This window comes from Yeosuana sp., assembly GCF_057126245.1.
Map to the genome: position 1 here is coordinate 99,275 of NZ_DBNGMQ010000006.1, position 18,754 is coordinate 118,028.

The 18,754-nt window shown below is 30.5% G+C and carries 15 protein-coding genes; 8 read left to right on the plus strand and 7 right to left on the minus strand.

Annotated elements, in window-relative coordinates:
* Positions 1-96: 96 nt before the first annotated feature.
* From AC15TD_RS00605 to AC15TD_RS00620, 4 genes are all read right to left on the minus strand, one after another.
* Positions 97-957, minus strand: a complete 861-nt coding sequence (locus AC15TD_RS00605; RefSeq protein WP_484450209.1) for an N-acetylglucosamine kinase — start codon at positions 955-957, stop codon at positions 97-99.
* 65 nt (positions 958-1,022) lie between these two features.
* Positions 1,023-2,024: a type I glyceraldehyde-3-phosphate dehydrogenase gene (gene gap, locus AC15TD_RS00610; protein WP_484450210.1), complete on the minus strand. Its 1,002-nt coding sequence runs from the start codon at positions 2,022-2,024 to the stop codon at positions 1,023-1,025.
* A 23-nt stretch (positions 2,025-2,047) separates the two neighbouring features.
* The gene (gene pfkA / locus AC15TD_RS00615; protein ID WP_484450211.1) at positions 2,048-3,034 is read right to left on the minus strand and encodes a 6-phosphofructokinase; all 987 of its coding nucleotides are present in this window, start codon (positions 3,032-3,034) and stop codon (positions 2,048-2,050) included.
* A gap of 151 nt (positions 3,035-3,185) precedes the next feature.
* Positions 3,186-7,586: a translocation/assembly module TamB domain-containing protein gene (locus AC15TD_RS00620; RefSeq protein WP_484450212.1), complete on the minus strand. Its 4,401-nt coding sequence runs from the start codon at positions 7,584-7,586 to the stop codon at positions 3,186-3,188.
* Positions 7,587-7,745: 159 nt separating this feature from the next.
* On the opposite strand from AC15TD_RS00620, the gene tsaD reads away from it, so the two are divergent.
* The 6 genes from tsaD to AC15TD_RS00650 are packed head-to-tail and all read left to right on the plus strand — an operon-like array spanning position 7,746 to position 12,951.
* On the plus strand, positions 7,746-8,768 hold the full coding sequence (tsaD, locus tag AC15TD_RS00625; RefSeq protein ID WP_484450213.1) for a tRNA (adenosine(37)-N6)-threonylcarbamoyltransferase complex transferase subunit TsaD: 1,023 nt from the start codon (positions 7,746-7,748) through the stop codon (positions 8,766-8,768).
* Positions 8,769-8,772: 4 nt separating this feature from the next.
* A complete protein-coding gene (locus AC15TD_RS00630) occupies positions 8,773-9,480 on the plus strand; it encodes a 16S rRNA (uracil(1498)-N(3))-methyltransferase (RefSeq protein ID WP_331629022.1) in 708 nt (235 codons plus the stop codon).
* Positions 9,481-9,486: 6 nt separating this feature from the next.
* Positions 9,487-10,131, plus strand: a complete 645-nt coding sequence (locus AC15TD_RS00635) for a DUF4159 domain-containing protein (protein WP_484450214.1) — start codon at positions 9,487-9,489, stop codon at positions 10,129-10,131.
* A gap of 19 nt (positions 10,132-10,150) precedes the next feature.
* A complete protein-coding gene (locus AC15TD_RS00640; protein ID WP_484450215.1) occupies positions 10,151-10,651 on the plus strand; it encodes a TrmH family RNA methyltransferase in 501 nt (166 codons plus the stop codon).
* A 22-nt stretch (positions 10,652-10,673) separates the two neighbouring features.
* Positions 10,674-11,762 (plus strand): AI-2E family transporter, encoded by a 1,089-nt coding sequence (locus AC15TD_RS00645; protein ID WP_331629028.1) that lies wholly within the window; start codon positions 10,674-10,676, stop codon positions 11,760-11,762.
* Between the two features lie 7 nt (positions 11,763-11,769).
* Positions 11,770-12,951, plus strand: a complete 1,182-nt coding sequence (locus AC15TD_RS00650) for a THUMP-like domain-containing protein (RefSeq protein WP_484450216.1) — start codon at positions 11,770-11,772, stop codon at positions 12,949-12,951.
* Between the two features lie 134 nt (positions 12,952-13,085).
* Here the strand turns inward: AC15TD_RS00650 and AC15TD_RS00655 are convergent, their stop codons facing one another.
* The 3 genes from AC15TD_RS00655 to AC15TD_RS00665 all read right to left on the minus strand — a co-directional run bounded on the left by AC15TD_RS00655 (position 13,086) and on the right by AC15TD_RS00665 (position 16,313).
* Positions 13,086-13,925, minus strand: a complete 840-nt coding sequence (locus tag AC15TD_RS00655) for a universal stress protein (RefSeq protein WP_331629032.1) — start codon at positions 13,923-13,925, stop codon at positions 13,086-13,088.
* Positions 13,926-14,013: 88 nt separating this feature from the next.
* Positions 14,014-15,072 carry a response regulator gene (locus AC15TD_RS00660; RefSeq protein WP_331629034.1) on the minus strand — a complete coding sequence of 353 codons (1,059 nt, stop codon included), beginning with the start codon at positions 15,070-15,072 and terminating at the stop codon, positions 14,014-14,016.
* Positions 15,069-16,313, minus strand: coding sequence for a PAS domain-containing sensor histidine kinase (locus AC15TD_RS00665; protein WP_331629036.1), 1,245 nt, complete (start codon positions 16,311-16,313; stop codon positions 15,069-15,071). The genes AC15TD_RS00660 and AC15TD_RS00665 overlap by 4 nt, the downstream gene beginning before the upstream one ends.
* 232 nt (positions 16,314-16,545) lie before the next feature.
* Between AC15TD_RS00665 and AC15TD_RS00670 the strand changes: the two genes are divergently transcribed.
* A complete protein-coding gene (locus AC15TD_RS00670; protein WP_331629038.1) occupies positions 16,546-17,001 on the plus strand; it encodes a pyridoxamine 5'-phosphate oxidase family protein in 456 nt (151 codons plus the stop codon).
* 243 nt (positions 17,002-17,244) lie between these two features.
* Positions 17,245-18,588, plus strand: coding sequence for an OmpP1/FadL family transporter (locus AC15TD_RS00675; RefSeq protein ID WP_484450217.1), 1,344 nt, complete (start codon positions 17,245-17,247; stop codon positions 18,586-18,588).
* The last annotated feature ends 166 nt before the right edge of the window (positions 18,589-18,754 follow it).

Here is an 18,754-nt window from a genome sequence, read left to right on the forward strand (position 1 = left end):
TTTTTAAAAATGAAATTGTACATAAAAATAAAAAACCTTTATACGATATAAATGTATAAAGGTTTTTTAGTATTTATTTAAAAGAATGGTAGTCTTTTAGGCTTTTTTAGTATGAAAAGACACCAAACCTTCAATAGGTCGGCGCTCAAAATTACCAACCTTAAATCCCATTTCTTCTGCTACCTCGGTAATCTCTTTTTGAGAAAAATAAGCAATAGATCCAGCAAAATGTACAGGAACTGTTTTTAATTCTTCTTTATATTGCATAATCATATTAGTTGCAAATAATCGAATACCTTTTTTTATAAGTTCGATGGTATAAGGAGAATCTTTATGCAAAAACATAAATTCTGCAAAGTTTGCCAAATATGCATTAGGGTTTGGTTGCTTGTAAATATTGTATTTTATATAGTCGGGCTCCATATTAAATTTGCTTCCGAAGGCAACTCTAACATTTTCTGGCATGTGATTAAAGTAAAAATCTCTAATCAATTGACGACCATAGTAATTCCCAGAGGCATCATCCATAATAGAATAGCCTAAAGATATAACACGCTGATGTAGTTTTTCTCCATCAAAATAGCTACAGTTAGAACCTGTACCTAAAATACAAACAACCGCAGCTTCTTTCTCATGATTAATTGTTGAATACACAGCGGCCATAGTATCTTCATTAACTTCAACATGAGCATTTAGAAATATATCGTCAAGAACTTCTTTTAGCATAAGTTTTGGTTTTTCTGTACCGCAACCTGCACCATAAAAATAAACATGTGTTACCACATTTCTACTTTTTTTTAAATCTTCGTTTTTTAAAATTATTTTTCTGAGTTTCTTCTCAGACAAAATGGCTGGATTAAGCCCTTTAGTACGAATTTTTTCTGAAAGTTTATTTCCATTACTGTCTACGGCTATCCAATCAGATTTTGTAGAGCCACTATCAACTATTAAGATCATAAGCTATAAGCTAAAAAAACCACAGAATTATTCTAAAAATATAATTCTGTGGTTTAAAATTAATATTATAATGTACCGATATGAGTTGCTAAATCAACTAATTTAGTTGAGTAACCAAACTCATTATCATACCAAGAAACTAATTTAAAGAAATTATCGTTTAAAGCAATACTAGCTTCTGAATCAAAAACACTTGTTAAAGGTTCTGAAACAAAATCCTGAGAAACAACTGCTTCATCAGTATATCCTAAAACTCCTTTTAATTCATTTTCAGAAGCTTTCTTTAAAGCTGCTTTCACTTCAGCCCAAGAAGCAGATTTTTCTGTTCTTACAGTTAAATCTACAACAGACACATCTGGAGTTGGAACTCTAAAAGCCATACCAGTTAATTTTCCATTTAATTCTGGAATTACTTTTCCAACTGCTTTCGCAGCACCTGTTGAAGAAGGTATGATATTAGCTAAAGCACTTCTACCACCTCTCCAGTCTTTTTTAGATGGACCATCAACAGTTAATTGAGTCGCAGTTGTAGCGTGTACGGTTGTCATTAACCCTTCAACAATTCCAAAGTTATCGTTAATAACTTTAGCTAAAGGCGCTAAACAGTTTGTTGTACAAGATGCATTAGAAACAATTGTATGACTTGCATTAATTTCTTTATGATTTACACCCATTACAAACATAGGAGCATCTGCGGATGGTGCAGATATAGCAACTTTTTTAGCACCGGCTGTAATATGCTTTTGAGCACCTTCTAATGATGTGAAGATACCTGTACAATCTAAAACAACTTCAGCACCAACAGCATCCCATTTTAAATCTTCCGGGTTACGTTCTGCCGTAATTCTAATTTCTTTTCCGTTAACTACTAAGTTTCCATTTTTTACTTCAACGGTTCCATTAAATCTTCCGTGAACCGAATCAAATTTTAATAAATAAGCCAAATGTTCTACATCTAACAAATCATTAATTCCTACTATTTCAACATTTGGTCTTTCAGAGGCTACTCTAAAGGCAATTCTACCAATTCTACCAAATCCGTTAATACCTAATTTTAATTTTGACATTTTATTTATATTAAGATGTTAAGTTATGTGGCCATTATCTCAGACACACGCAATAATTCCAAATTTATTTTTGATTTACCTTTTATAGCTCTTTTTAATGGTGTTAATACCATTTCATTATTTATAAAACCAACCATATAATTAGTTTTCCCAGCCATTAATGATTCAACAGCTTTTACTCCCATTCTACTGGCTAGCACGCGATCAAAACACGACGGTGCTCCACCACGCTGCATATGACCCAAAACCGATACTCTCACATCATAATTGTCCAAATGCTCATCTACATAGTCCTTCAATTCAAAGACACTTTTACCAATTTTATCTCCTTCGGCGACAATTACAATACTTGATGATTTTCCGGATTCTCGACTTTTTCTTAAAGAATCAACTAATCTATCTAATCCTAAATCTTCTTCCGGTATTAATATTTCCTCAGCTCCAGCTCCTACACCAACATTAAGAGCAATATGACCCGCATCTCGCCCCATAACTTCAATAAAAAACAATCTATTATGCGAACTTGCTGTATCTCTAATTTTATCAATAGCTTCAACGACTGTATTTAAAGCAGTATCGAAGCCCAAGGTAGATGATGTTCCAAAAATATCATTATCAATAGTTCCGGGTATTCCAATTACAGGGAAGTCAAATTCTTGATTAAATATCATTCCACCTGTGAATGTACCATCACCACCAATCAGCACAAGAGCATCAATATTAGCCTTTTTTACTTGTTCATAAGCTTGTTTTCTACCTTCTACGGTTCTAAATTCCTTAGATCTGGCTGATTTTAAAATAGTTCCGCCTCTGTTAACAATATCTTTAACACTTCTGGCTGACATTTCTTCAAAATCACCATCCATCAAACCTTCATACCCTCGGTAAACCCCAACACATTCAATCTTGTGATAAGCACATGTTCTAACGACAGACCTAATTGCAGCATTCATACCTGGAGCATCTCCTCCAGAAGTTAAAACACCTATTTTCTTTATTGTTTTTGACATTTAAAATTTAATTATTAAGTAAAATTACTAAACAAAAATTAGATTATTAAGTGCATTCTAGTTTTTTTACACAACTATCAAAACTACAACGTTTTAGTTAATAAAAAAGAAGTTTTTTTGTTGAATTATCATTTAAGATAGGCTAAAATTATTAATTCCCTTTTTTTGGAGAGTTTTTGAAGCTAACGAAATCTGGCGTTGAACTATCTAATTCATCTTCTGATTTTTCTTCTGTCTTTTTTGCTTCTTTTTTTGAATTCACAAAAAGTTTTTGAATTAATTCTTTGAATGTATCAAAATCAACATTATAAGAAATTCCTGCTCCTTGTGTATAACCAATGTCTTCTCCAAAATTTCTAATACTATTTTCTCTATTAAAAACTTTGGCTCTTAAGGTTCCTTCTTCGTTTAACAAAAATTCAATTTGAACATCACCAGCGATTACTGTTTGTGTTTCACCCCCAATGGGAACTCCTACTTTTCCATTTATAAGAACACGGTCACTAATTTGAGTTTGTAATGTAAGGTCAAACCGATCATCAGTTTTGTAATCTGGCCTGTTCTCACCTACTTCATAATTGACACCTACGTTAAATTTACTATCGTCACTTGTAAAAATACTATTTACAATTCCATTAAGTCGTTCGGCAATAGTACCAGAAAAATTAAGTTCACTTAAACCCCTTGAAAAAGCACCGGTTGACAGTAAATATAATGCTTGATTTTGCCTATCATCAGTAGATTCCAATCTATATTGTAACTCAGATTTAACAGTTGAGTTTACATTTGGAAATTCAAATTCAAAAGTAGGCTGTGGTTGCTCTAATTCTCCTGTAAGGTTAATATTTAATTCTACAGGAATACTTCTATTTATTGGATTATCCAGTAATGGTGAAGGATTCGCTTGTGTTTTATAAATGGCTAACATATTTATACGTGCTTTTAAAGGATCGCCGTCCCATGCCAATGTTCCACCAGGTTGTACAAGAAATTTCTTAGATATGACGCCCCCATAAGCAAAATTATAAACCCCTTCAAATACTGAAAAATCTCCATATATATTAAACTTACCATTGGTATTTATCTCAACCAGCATACCACCACGTCCTCTACCTTTAAGCCCATGACCCGTGTCTTTATTTATTATAATTTCAATCTCTGCATCTTCGGTAATGTCCAAATCAAAAGCAAGTTCTAAACCTCTAATTTCTTGAAATTTAAAGTCAACACCATTTTGTCTTGCTCGCTTTTCTTCAGGACTTAAAAAATGAATGTATGAATTATCACCAAAAGACTCAGTATCACTTAATGGTATTTTAAATACGGTTCCTGATTTTGTTTCACCAATAACACTAATTACAAGCTGATTTGCGGGACCTTTTATTGATGCTCTTCCGCCAACAAAACCGGTGCCAAAATAAAGTGCGTCTTCACTTTCAGTAGTGTTTAAGACGAGCATGCGTTGTGTAATTAAATCAAAGTCAAGACTCCAATCTGACAAGTTTACATGGCTTAAGGCGCCACTTAATTGCCCTTTAGAATTAAATTTAGTATCTGTTAGTTGTAATTTATTAAAAATAAAGCTCTGCTCTTTTAGGGCTATGTTAGTATTATCTGCAATATCATAATCTACATTGAGATAGGGAATTGTAAATCCCGCATTATTGGCTGTTAATTCTCCATTTATTCGGGGCTTCTTTAAATTCCCTACAACATTTGTTTTGCCAGATACCGTTCCTCTGATATTGCTTAAGACATCTTGTAATAAGGGGTTTAAAGGTTGTAAATTGAATGAATCAAAAGTAAGATCAACATCTATGTTTGATTGACTGTTAGACACACTTATATTACCAATAGCACTAAATGATTTCGAAATATCATTTTTAATGGTAACATCAACTAAATAGTTTGTTAAATTTTCGTTACCTTCAATATTAGCATTAAATGAACCAAATGAAAAATCATTTACTTTAAAATCATCAATAGTAACGGTTGTATTTGGTAAATAACTTCCGTTTTTTTGAAGAATATCTAACTTACCATTAACATTACCGGCTAAGGTTAAACTATCAATATCTGGTGTGATTTTATCTAAATCAACATCTTTAAAATCCAGATGAATATCCTTTTGAGTGGAATCTTTTAAAAAGCCAGAAAGCCTTATCTCTTCATTTTTATGATTAATTCTAAATTTATCAATATCAAAAGAAGTTAAATCTTTACTAAAAGAAATTTTATTAAAATTATCTTTTTGCTCATTAATAAACCATATGTTATCTTTTATGGTAACATCAGACTTTTTAAAACCAATAACCGATTTATTTTCCTCATTAATTGTATGGTAGAAACTTAAGTTAAAAATATCTTTATTTTTTTTACCGCCATTAAATTCTGAACGCATAAACAAGGTGTCATTTAGCGTCACATTAATAAGGTTAAATTTTGATACATCATAGTATTTGGTTTTAATACTATCAATCTCAATATAGGTATTAAACAGTGGATTATCATTATCAACTTGTAACTCAAGCCTATTTGCAAAATAATCTTGATATTTTATTTCTGGAGATTTGAAGGTGAGTTTAAATCCTTTCTCATTACTTCTTACCTGACCCCTTATAAACGTATTCTTCCCTAGTTCAATTTCAGGATAAAAGACCTCTATTATTTTATTATATATTTTAAAATTGAAGTTGATTGATTGATTTTCCTTCACGTCATATGGAATGTAATTCGTATAAATACTTCCTACAGAATTTTCAAATAATTTAGAAATATCCTTAAAAACAAATTCACCACTTAATGTGCCTTCAATAATATCTGGAGAATTAATTTCAATGAATCTTGTTTTTTCTTCAAATCGTGAAGAGACAGCAAACTCATTAAAGTAGTAGGTATCGATTTGATTTTTATAGGAGGTATTTCTGAATACGACTTGACCATAAGCATCATCAAAGTTACTAGCATTCATATTCATTCTAACCTGACTCTTAAAAATTGAAGTACTATCTTTCTTTACAAAGTTTAAAGCTCTAAGGTTTGCATAATACACATTGGCTTCAAAATCATATTTTTTGATGTTTTCAGAAAAATCTACGAGACCGCTAAAATTAAAATTCAGATTATTATCATTAACTATAAGGTTGCCATCAAAAATTTTGTTTTTGATGTTACCAGCAACCTTAATATTCTGATAATTATAATTATTGTATTCGAGTTCGAAGACGTCACCTTGAACCTGTGTATTTACGGTTTCTGCAACAAACCCATTTCCATCTACATCAACGTTTAATGATACCTCGCCAAAATTTGAATCTTCAATAAACGTTCCTAAATCAAAATCTTTAAAAATAATGTTCCCTTTATAAGACGCATTATCAATATTATTAACTCTAGTCATCTTTAAATCAGAATCAACAAAACCTAATTCTGTTTCTATGTTTACATTCGCTAAAATGCTTGATGTTGTTACTTCAGATTGACCTACTAAGGTAAATTTTCCTAATCTATCAAACGATGATGGTATGGATGCCCCTAAAACATTAGGTAGTAATGCTTTTAAATCTTTATAGGTTGATGTTAAATTGCTGAATTTAGCCAGCATATAAAAATTATTTTCTTGCTTGTTTAATAAATTTTTAAAATTAAAATCTCCGATAATTCGAGATTTTGTACTGGTGTTTAAATATAAATTATCGGCATGTAAATCATTAAGTGTCCCTGATAATTCTACATTAAACCTGGCATATTGATTTTCTCCAAATTCATTGTAAAACGTATTTAACTCATTAAGCAGAATGTTGGATTCTGTAAACTTTGCGGTAAGTTGAACTTTATCCTCAAAAAATTTCAAATCCTCTCTATCATAAGAAAACTTTAAATCACCTTTTAAAATCGAGTTTGTTGTTTTAATTTCAAGATTGGCAAAAGTCATATCCTCGGGAGTATAATTGAAATCTGTCATCATATTTTTTAAAACAACCCCTCTACTATCCCTAAGGGCAAGCGTATTTATTCTAGCACTAACATCACTGCCGTTAATTAAAAAGTTGGTAGCATTAATGTTCAAATCTTCAAAATGAAGCACCTTTTCATGTTCCTTATTTTCGTCTGATAATTTAAAAATCCCATTATAAATAGAAACATCACTTGATGACATGAGAAAACCACTTTTTTCTTTTCTAGGATTATCATCTTCAAACCTAGCAACAAAAATATCTAGATTGGTATCACTAGCGCCACTATATCGTTTAATATTAAATAATAATCCGTAAATATCTATATTGCCAAATACCAATTTTCCATTAATAACATTTCTGAAATTAAGAATGGACGTATTCAATTCTGTAATACTAATTAATGTGTCTTGTTTATAATCTTCAACATAAATGTTTTTAAGTTCAACATCACCATTAAATTGCAAACCTACTTTATCAATATTAATATTAGTTCCAAAATCATCATTAAGCCAATTAGTAAGATAATTACCAATTCTTGTTTGAACAGCAGGAATAGATAAAACCAACACCAAAATGATGAACAACAATAGCAAGATACCAGCTATTTTGGATAATATTTTTAGAAACTTTTTGATACTTGTTAAAGTTATGATTTTATTGAGAATGAATTACATTTGCATATACGAACAATTGAAAGTCACAGATTTCTAATTGTTTTCAAAATTAACAATTATTGTGCCTAATTCTTATTAATGACCAAACAAAATATTTATATACTTGGAATCGAATCTTCATGTGATGATACAGCTGCTTCTGTGATATATAATGGAAAGATTTTAAGTAATGTTGTAGCCAACCAAAAAATCCATGAAGAGTTTGGTGGCGTTGTGCCAGAATTGGCCTCTAGAGCCCATCAACAAAATATTGTTCCTGTGGTAACACAAGCAATTGCAAAGGCAAAAATTAACAAAGAGCAGCTGAATGCCGTCGCCTTTACGAGGGGACCGGGTTTAATGGGATCACTTTTAGTGGGAACCTCATTTGCAAAATCTTTGGCATTTGGGTTGAATATACCATTAATTGATGTGAATCACATGCAGGCACATATCTTAGCTCATTTTATAGATGAAGAAGGATTTAATAAACCTCCCTTTCCTTTTTTAGCAATGACCATTTCTGGAGGACATACTCAAATAGTAAAAGTAAATCACTATTTTGATATGCAAGTTATAGGGGAAACTATTGATGATGCTGTAGGAGAAGCTTTTGATAAAAGTGGAAAAATACTTGGCTTAGGTTATCCTGCAGGTCCTGAAATTGATAAGCTTGCTAAATTTGGAAATCCTAAAGCCTTTAAGTTTACAAAACCTAAAGTTGATGGTTTAAATTTTAGCTTTTCAGGACTTAAAACAGCTATTTTATATTTTATTCAAAAGGAAACAAAAGTAAATCCCAACTTTATTGCTGAAAATTTAAATGATATTTGTGCCTCTATCCAATTTACAATTATTGGTATTTTAATTGATAAATTAAAACTGGCTTCAAAAACTACTGGCATTAAACATATTGCTATTGGTGGCGGAGTTTCTGCTAATTCCGGGATAAGGCAGGCCTTAAAAGATGGTGAGCAAAAATTTGGATGGACCACTTATGTGCCGAAATTTGAATTCACTACCGATAACGCTGCTATGATTGCTATTGTAGGGTATTTAAAATATTTAGAAGATGATTTTTCAGAACAAAATATAACGGCTTCGGCTAGGCTAAAGATTTAAATTAATGCAACTTTTCTACAATCCAGACATTACAGAACAGACCAAACAATTTTCTTTTGATAAAGAAGAAAGCAAGCATATTTTAAAAGTGTTGCGTAAAACAACTGGAGACCATTTATATATTACGAACGGCAAGGGTTGGTTGTTTACTGCTGAAATTGCCATTGCTGATATGAAAAATTGTTTGGTTACTATCACTAACAAAGAATTAAAACAGAAACAACAATATAGCCTTCATTTGGCAGTAGCACCAACTAAAATGAATGATCGCTATGAATGGTTTCTTGAAAAAGCTACTGAAATAGGGATAGACAGTATAACACCTCTTATATGCGAACAGAGCGAACGTAAAGTGATAAAAACAGATCGGTTTGAGAAAATCATTCAGTCTGCCATGAAGCAATCCCTTAACTGCTATCTTCCTAAACTAAACCATGCCATTTCCTTTAAGGAATATATAAATCAAACTTTTAAAGGGAAACTATTTATAGCACATTGTGAAGAAACTGATAAAAAATCTTTAAAACAAGAATTAAGACCTAAACAAGAGGTTACCATTTTAATTGGTCCTGAAGGCGATTTTAGTGTTAAAGAAATTGAAATGGCTATATTGCAGGGTTTTATTCCAGTAACTTTGGGGGAAACCAGATTAAGAACTGAAACTGCAGCTATAATAGCTTGCCATAGTGTCGCTTTTATTAATCAAGAATAGCAATAAATGAAACTATTTTATTCCGTTTTATTCCTAACCCTATATTCTTTAACGTTGCATGCTCAAGGCATCGCTTTGCTTAAATATAAAGGTGGTGGTGACTGGTATGCCAATCCTACTTCTTTACCCAATTTAATTACTTTTTGTAATAATAATATTAACACAAAAATTAGTCAAAAACCAGAAACAGTTGACGCAGGTAGTACTGATATTTTCCAGTATCCATTTATACATATGACTGGTCATGGCAATGTGTTTTTTAATCAATACGAAGCCGAAAATCTTAGAAATTATTTAATCTCGGGAGGTTTTTTACATATTGATGATAATTATGGCATGGAACCCTATTTAACTAAAGAATTAAATAAGGTATTTCCTGAACAGGATTTAGTTGAACTTCCAGCAAGCCATCCCATTTTTAATTGTTTTTATAAATTTCCTAACGGCCTACCCAAAATCCATGAACATAATGGAAAGCGGCCACAGGCCTTTGGAATTTTTTATGAAGACAGACTCGTTCTATTATTTACTTTTGAAAGTGATTTGGGAGATGGCTGGGAAGACGAATTGGTACATAATGATCCTTTTGAAGTAAGAGAAAAAGCTTTAAAAATGGGCGCCAATATTGTTAAATATGCTTTTGAAAATTAATAATATTAATCTTATATAATTGCAACTCAATCATTACAGCACAAAGTTTACAAAACGCATCTTTCCAATTACATTAGTGTCTGAAAATGTGACTAATGCCCCTAATATTGGAAGTTTATTTAGAATCGCTGATGCGTTTGGAATTGAAAAGTTAATACTTTGTGGTGATAATATTGCTCTAGGTAGAAAAACTGCCAAAACCTCAAGAGCAACCGAAAAAGTAGTTCATTATGAAATTCAAGAGTCTGCCACTGAAATTGTAAAATCATTAAAAAATAAAGGATACCAAATTATTTCATTAGAAATAACTGCTAATAGTAAATCTGTTCATAACTTTAAATTTTTAAAAAATCAACCAATAGCACTTGTTATTGGAGATGAAAATTTTGGTATTTCAGAAAGCATTTTAAATAGTTCTGATCAAATTGTTCATATTGATATGTATGGCCAAAACAGCAGTATGAATGTGGTTCAAGCTACTAATATTATTTTATACGAAATCACTAAGCAAATTTTGTAATGCATTTTCATATATTTACTAAATGAATTCAAAAACTATAGCAAGTGGTATTTTAAGAGCTATTGGCATCGTCTTCGGAATAGCCTTATTCTTTTATTTTTTATATAAAATACAATCTGTTTTAGTCTATATTTCAATAGCTGTGGTTATTTCTCTAATAGGCAGACCTATTGTACTTTTTTTACAAAATCGATTAAAATTCAGAAATACTATTGCGGTTATTTTTACCATGCTGCTTTTAATTGGGGTTTTTATTGGTTTAGTACTGTTGTTTATTCCATTAATAGTAGAACAAGGGCATAACCTTTCATTATTAGATATTAATAAATTACAAACTAATATTGAAACATTATATCAGCAGATTATCTCCTATTTTAAAATAAGAAATGTCAATATTCAAGAATCATTTGAAAATTATGATTTACTTTCAAAAATAGATTATTCAATTATTCCAAATTTTTTAAATTCTGTTATCAGTAGTCTGGGAAGTTTTAGTATTGGCCTTTTTTCAGTGCTGTTTATTTCGTTTTTCTTTTTAAAAGACAGTCAATTATTTGAAAATGGTGTCTTAATATTTATACCTGAATCAAAAGAATCTTCGTTAACAAATTCTTTCCATAAAATTAAAGATTTACTCTCCAGATATTTTGTTGGACTTATATTTCAAATTCTAATTTTGTTCACAATTTATACAGTAGGTTTACTTATTGTTGGTGTTGAAAATGCGGTAGTCATTGCCTTCTTATGTGCATTACTTAATCTCATCCCTTATGTTGGCCCAATGGTTGGAGGATTCTTAATGCTAACTTTAACGATGACCAGTGCGCTGGGAAATGAAATTAGTAATATTATTTTTTCGAAAATTATTTGGGTTTTAGCCGTTTTTATATTTGGACAACTTGTAGATAATTTTTTTAGTCAGCCTTTTATTTTTTCCAAAAGCGTCAAATCACACCCTTTAGAAATATTTTTGATCATTTTAATTGCCGGCTTACTGTTTGGTATTGTTGGACTCATTGTTGCGGTTCCTGCCTATACTGCTATTAAAGTAATTTTAAAAGAGTTTTTATCTGAAAACCAAATTGTCAAAAAACTAACCAAAGATTTATAATTATTGTTTGAATAAAGCTATTTTAAATACTGAAATACAGAGTTTTATAAATAATAATTTAGACTCAAACATTACTTCAATTTTATTAAAAGGAACTTCTTTCTCATATTTAGATATTAAAGAGATTATTGAGCAAATTGAGGCTAAAAAAAAATGTAAAAACAAATTAGCCACTTGGTTTCAAACTAAAAATATCTACTATCCAAATAAGTTAAACATTGAACAAACCTCATCTGAAGTTACAGCTCAATATAAGTCAAAATTAATTAAAGGAAATTCTTTAATAGATATTACTGGTGGTTTTGGTGTTGATTGCTTATATTTTTCAAAACATTTTAAAAAAATAGTGTATTGTGAGTTAGACAAACATTTATCTGATATTGTCAAGCATAACTACTCTCAATTAGGCATCTTTAATATTGACACTCAAAATATTGATGGTATTCAATTCTTAAAAGAAAACAATAAACCGGTTGATTGGATTTATGCAGACCCGTCAAGACGACATGACAGTAAAGGAAAAGTTTTTTTTTTAAATGATTGCTTGCCTAACATTCCTTCGCAATTAGACACCATTTTCAATTACACAAAGAATGTGATGATTAAAACATCACCTCTCCTTGATTTAACCATAGGAATTAATGAATTAAACTATGTAAAATCAATTCACATTGTCGCCATAAACAATGAAGTAAAGGAAATATTGTGGGTTCTGGAAAAGGATTTTTTGGATGAGATCTCTGTAAAAACAGTAAATATTTTTAAAGAAGAAGTCATTGCTTTTGATTTTTTACTGAATGACGAAAAAAAATACAGCTCAGAGTTTTCACTGCCTCTCACCTATTTATATGAGCCCAACGCGGCTATTTTAAAGGCGGGTGCATTTAATACAATTACCCAGCAATTTGAAGTTTTTAAACTTCATAAAAACTCGCATCTATATACTAGCCAAAAACTGATTGATTTTTCGGGAAGACGATTTAAAATAGAAGACGTCTTACCTTATAATATAAAAGGCTTAAAAAAAGTAGGCTTAAAAAAAGCCAATATTACTACAAGAAATTTTCCTGAAAGTGTTCAACAACTTAGAAAAAAATTGAATATCAAAGATGGTGGTGAAAAGTACTTGTTTTTTACTACAGATAAAGATGACAGCCGTATTGTTATTATCACCTCAAAAGTGTTATAAAAGCAAAGAGGACAAATAACAATATCCTTCCAAAATTGTTACCTGTCCTTTAATAATTGCTATTAACATTAAGTTGCACAAAATTAACTTAATAGTATAAGAAAAAACATGACAAATGTTATCTTTTAAATATTTTATTCGTGCAAAACCAGAAAAGGAATATCGGTATGATAACTAATTTCCTTTATGGTTGGATGGAATAGTATACGCTGAAAATAATTCAAATTTTTTGCAACCATCGTAATTAAATTAACATTTCTTTTCTCCACAAAGGACTGTATAGCAGATTCTAAACTATTATTTATTAAGTGATGAAATTTAAAATTATTATTGGCAAAATAGTCTTCTAAGTATCCTTTATTTATTTGTTGATCTAAATTTAAGGTGCCCCCCTTTTTATTAATATGTAAAATATTTATAGAGGCTTGGTATTGATCTAAAATATCTAATATAGGCTGTAATAATTCAATGGAATAAAAAGATGAAAAATCAGTAGGAAATGCAATTTCTTTTGGCTTAACATATTTAGCATTTTCAGGAACTACCAAAGTTGAACAATGAACCCGTGTCAGGACATCGCCCGTATTACTTCCAACAATAAGTTTTTTTAAACCTGAAGCCCCCTTAGTTCCCATAACAATAATATCTATTTTCTTTTCAGATACATGTTTTCTAATGGAATCTATAAAATAATTATAATCAGTCAGTGTAAAAAACTTATGCTTCTCATTATTTGAAATACTATTTATGCGGTTTATAGCCTCTTTTAATTTGGCATTTGCAGGTTTTATAAAAGCTTCCTCGATTACTTCCTGAGTAGGCATGTATGTTGTTTCTGCAACAACAAGGGTGTTTATAGTATTAACATGTAATAAATAGAAATTACAACATGAATTTTCGAAAAATTTTATGGCATACTCAACGGCGTTCCATGAGTTTTTTGAGAAATCAGTAGGTATTAAAATGTTTTTCATTGACTTGACCCTAATCAAAAACAAAAATATGTTTAGACAGCATCACAAAAAATGATATAAATCATATTAATGTACTTTAAAACAAAACTTAATTTATTTGTTGAAGTTTTTCGATGTCTAAAATCTTAATATTTCTAGCCTCAATTTCTATAAGACCATCCTTCTTAAAACTAGACAGGGTTCTAATCAAAGTCTCTGTTGCAATGCCTGCAACACTTGCTAAGTCATTTCGGGAAATTCTAATTGCTTCCCCCGATTTATTATTTAATTTTTCGGCAAATTTTAATATGGTAGAGGCTGTTTTTTTATTGACGGAACTATAAGCCATGTCAATTAATTGATCTCTTGCTCCAGATAAATTATCTGTTAACAACTGGATTAGTTCAAGCGTTATTTTATGATTATTATCTAATACATCTTTAAGTTCTTGTTTTGAAACACCCACTAACTCAGTATCCTTTATTGCAGTAGCTGACTCTTGATAAGGAATATTTTGAGTAAATGACGTATATCCAAAAAGCTCATCTTCTTGATATAAGTTAGTAGTAAGTTCCTTACCGTCATTATCAAACTTAAAGTTTTTCACCACACCTTTTCTTATAAGGTAGATGTAATTAGAGTTGTTCCCTTCTTCATAAATAATATCTCCTTTTGAATACAAAAATACTTTACCATTATCATCAAAAAAATTTTTTAAATCATTGAGTGTTTTCATTTCGTCATTGAAAACATTTTCTTCTTGAAACACCCCGTTATTCTCCCTTTCTTCATTAAGAATCGCCGCTTTTGCAATTCTACTTTCAATAGCGCTTATTAATTCCTCTTCATTAAATGGTTTTGTAATATAATCATCTGCACCAAGATTCATACCTTTTCTAATATCCTGACGCTCTGTTTTAGCCGATAAGAATATAAATGGTATATACTTAGTAATATCATTTTTTGACAAACTTTCCAAAACACCATAACCATCAAGTTCAGGCATCATAATATCGCATACAATAATACTTGGTAAATACTTTTTAGCAACCTCAACTCCTGCCTTTCCATTTGAGGCCGTTTCAACTTTATAACCTGATAACTCTAAAAGCTCTGCAGTATTCTCTCTTAAAACTATATCGTCTTCTATTAGTAATATTTTTTTCATTTTATAGCTTTGTTTGGAATGGTAACATTAAACTTAGTACCCACATTTTCTTGGCTTACAAATTTAATTTTACCTCCTAAATTTTCTAAATGTGTTTTTACAATATTTAATCCAATGCCTGTTCCTTGCGTAAGTAAGGCATTTTCAGCTCTAAAATAGCGATTAAAAATGTTTTTTTGATCTTTTTCAGGAATCCCTATGCCTTCATCTCTAATTATAAAGGTAGTATTCTCATAATCTTGAATCACATCAATGTCTATTGAAGTATTTTCTGGTGAATATTTTAAAGCATTATGCACTAAATTAGATAGCGTCAATTCTACAATTTTTTCATCTTGAAACAAGTACATGTCATCTATATTGTCGGGATAATTAATTCTTTGACCTTCTTTTAGTAACAAATTACAATTATAAACCACTTCATTAATTACCTTACTCAATTTAAAATCCTTATAATTATATTTAATTTTACCTGTTTCAAGTTTATCAATTGATAAAAAGTCATTCAAAATATTATTCAGGTAATGCACTCTATCTGTAATGGTTTTTATGTGTTTATCTCTGTTTTCCTGTTGTTCAGTTAATTTGTATTTTCCAAGTAGCATGGTTGATGTTAAGATGCCACTTAAAGGGGTTTTAAACTCATGAGACACTAATGATAAGAATTTCGTTTTTAACTCATTAAGTTCAATTTCTTTTTTTAATGCTATTTTAGTTTTTAATTCTGCTTCAATTCGCCTTTTATTTTCAGCTTCAAGTCTTGTATTAACAGCTTTTAATTCATCAACTGCATTAATAAGTTCGCGAGTTCTTCTTAAAACCTTTTCTTCTAATTGCAAGTTTAAATCTAATATTTGTTGTTCCTGCTTTTTTCTTATAGAAACATCTATAACCAAGGCCATCACATAAGTTTTGTCATTAAATTTAAAAGGATTTAGCCCTATTTCTAACGGGAAAACACTCATATCTTTTCGCAACCCATTGAGGTCACGTCCAATCCCCATTTTTCTACTTACATTTTGGTGTATAAAACCTTTCACATGTTGCCCATGTCCCGCATGATAGTTTTTTGGAATCAAAATATTAAGTTCCTTACCTAAAAGCTCTTTACTTTCATAGCCAAACATTTGCAAGGCTGAAGCATTAGTTGCCACTATATTTTGAGCCTCGTCAACAACTACAACACCTTCAGAAACTGCCTCAAAAAGTAAATTAAAAACATGCTGATCCTTTTGAAACATTAATAATTGGGTTTAAAATTTAAAAGCCCAAAAATACAAAAAAATATAAACTCATATCACATGATGGTGGTTAACAAATGTTAAATATCAACATAATGATAGCATCCTGTTTTTTAAACTTTAATATAACCAAAATTATATGTTCAGAGTCAAATTCTTTCTGTTTTATCTTAGCATTTAAGTTTAAAGTTAAGTCTAAAACGATTATATTTATAATTTAAACTGAAATAATATGTCTGAAAAAATAGATAATAAAGAATCTTTACAAATTCTTAGCAATAATTACATTGGTCACTTGGCATATATATCAAATGACACGCCTTATATTTTACCTATTACTTATTATTATGACGCCAAAGAGAATACTATCCTGAGTTATTCAAGTGAAGGACATAAAATTAGCGCCATGCGCTTAAATACTGCTGTTTCCATTCAAATTGAAGAAATTGAATCAATAAATAGCTGGAAATCTGTTCTTATAATTGGCGATTTTGAAGAGCTTAAAGGAAGTGAAGCTAAAATGCATTTGCATAATTTTGCACAAAATGTAAAGAATATTATATCCAAAAAAGAAGCAATTCACCACGAGTCAATTAACTCATTTACAAGTAAGCTGGAATCTGATTCTATTCCTATAATCTATCGTATTAACATTCAAGAAATTATAGGTAGAAAAAAACTGCCATAATTTTTTTTACATAAAACTCAACTTTGCATCAAGAATTAAAGCTAATTTCTTTATTGATAGAACATAGTATTTTTCCAAATAAAGCATAAGTTTTCATTTATAATAAAATGCTGACAAAAGTCATATTTATCCTAAATACCATACTGTAAATTTGCATAAAAAATAACAAAAACCATATTAAAATAATTATTGACTAATTAAAAAACTGATGTTTTTTTAATATGTTTTGCAAATTTTATAATTATGAAATCATTCTATCTACGATTACTTTTATTTAGTTTTTCCACCATGATGTTCTCACAAGCTGGACACATAATGCAAGGTATTGGTGCTGTTAATATGTCAATGGGGGGTGCTTCAACCGCACAGCCATTAGATATTTCCGGTGCCATGCAATGGAACCCTGCAACGCTTTCTGTTTTTGACAGCAAAATTTTAAAACTTGACGTCGGATTATTTTCATCTTCACCAGAATTATACTCTTCATTACCAGCCGGAATGCTTGGGCCAGGAGCTCCAGGAGTTAGCGGTATAACTAAAGATGATAGAGGTATCTCTTTAATGCCTGCATTAGCCATGGTTTGGGGTAAAGAAGGAAGTAAACACACTTTTGGAGTTTCTGCTTTTGGTATTAGTGGTTTTGGAGTGACTTTTCCAGAAGAAGCCAATAACCCTTTAAGCCCTGACTTTAATCCAATTGAAAATTCTAATCCAATAAATTACCCTCAAATGGCAAGAGGATTCGGACATATTGAATCTGATTATATGTTATTACAAGTTGGAGCTACTTGGGCTTATCAATTAACAGATAAATTTTCTGTTGGTATTCAACCAACTATTAATTATGCTGCATTAGAGTTAGCACCAAACCCAACGGCTAATCCAACAATAGCTGGATACCCTACAACTGATAAACCAAGTGCCATAGGTTTTGGGGCTCAATTTGGGATGTTTTATGATTCAGGTCATGGTTTAAAATTAGGAGCATCTTATAAAATGCCTCAAACATTTTCTAAATTTAAATTCACTAACACCTATTTAGATAACAGTACTTCTGAAAATGAATTTCAAATGGACTATCCAGGCATATTATCTCTTGGTTTAGGATATTCAGCAGGTGATATTGATTTCGCTTTTGACTTTAGAAGAGTAGATTATAAAAATACTGCAGGTTTTAAGAATACAGGATGGACTCCAAAAGCTTCAGTTGCTGGATTTGGATGGAAAGACATTTCAATCTTATCTGCAGGTCTTCAATATAAAGGAATTAATAAATTACCATTGCGTATAGGATACACATACAGCTCTAACCCAATTCCAGAAGAGGTAACCTTTTTTAATATTCCCGCTACAGCCGTTATTAAAAACGCTTACCAATTTGGCCTAAGTTATATAGTGAATGAAAATTGGAAACTAGATGCTGTTTACCATTATGGAGACAGTGATGGATCAACAGAAGGCCAAATACTTTCTCCTGATATGATTTCTCAAAATAATCCATTAGGAGCTATTCCAGGTTCAAAATTGTCTTATCAAATGACAACCTCCATGATTCAGTTTGGTTTAAGCTATACATTTAATAAATAAGGCAAGCGTTAAAGTGTAAAATAACGTACACTTTTATTATATAATAAAAAAGCCGGAGAATAATTCTCCGGCTTTTTATTGTTTTAAGAATTCAGTTAATCTTATTGAAATATTTTGCCTTATATAGATTAAATGAAATACGACAGTGCATTTATCAAAAGAATCA

Coding starts and splice junctions, on each gene's coding strand:
- gap (WP_484450210.1), bottom strand. CDS start 2,024: ATGTCAAAATTAAAATTAGGTATTAACGGATTTGGTAGAATTGGTAGA.
- pfkA (WP_484450211.1), bottom strand. CDS start 3,034: ATGTCAAAAACAATAAAGAAAATAGGTGTTTTAACTTCTGGAGGAGAT.
- AC15TD_RS00670 (WP_331629038.1), top strand. CDS start 16,546: ATGTCTGAAAAAATAGATAATAAAGAATCTTTACAAATTCTTAGCAAT.
- AC15TD_RS00645 (WP_331629028.1), top strand. CDS start 10,674: ATGAATTCAAAAACTATAGCAAGTGGTATTTTAAGAGCTATTGGCATC.
- AC15TD_RS00655 (WP_331629032.1), bottom strand. CDS start 13,925: ATGAAAAACATTTTAATACCTACTGATTTCTCAAAAAACTCATGGAAC.
- tsaD (WP_484450213.1), top strand. CDS start 7,746: ATGACCAAACAAAATATTTATATACTTGGAATCGAATCTTCATGTGAT.
- AC15TD_RS00635 (WP_484450214.1), top strand. CDS start 9,487: ATGAAACTATTTTATTCCGTTTTATTCCTAACCCTATATTCTTTAACG.
- AC15TD_RS00665 (WP_331629036.1), bottom strand. CDS start 16,313: ATGTTTCAAAAGGATCAGCATGTTTTTAATTTACTTTTTGAGGCAGTT.
- AC15TD_RS00675 (WP_484450217.1), top strand. CDS start 17,245: ATGAAATCATTCTATCTACGATTACTTTTATTTAGTTTTTCCACCATG.
- AC15TD_RS00660 (WP_331629034.1), bottom strand. CDS start 15,072: ATGAAAAAAATATTACTAATAGAAGACGATATAGTTTTAAGAGAGAAT.
- AC15TD_RS00605 (WP_484450209.1), bottom strand. CDS start 957: ATGATCTTAATAGTTGATAGTGGCTCTACAAAATCTGATTGGATAGCC.
- AC15TD_RS00630 (WP_331629022.1), top strand. CDS start 8,773: ATGCAACTTTTCTACAATCCAGACATTACAGAACAGACCAAACAATTT.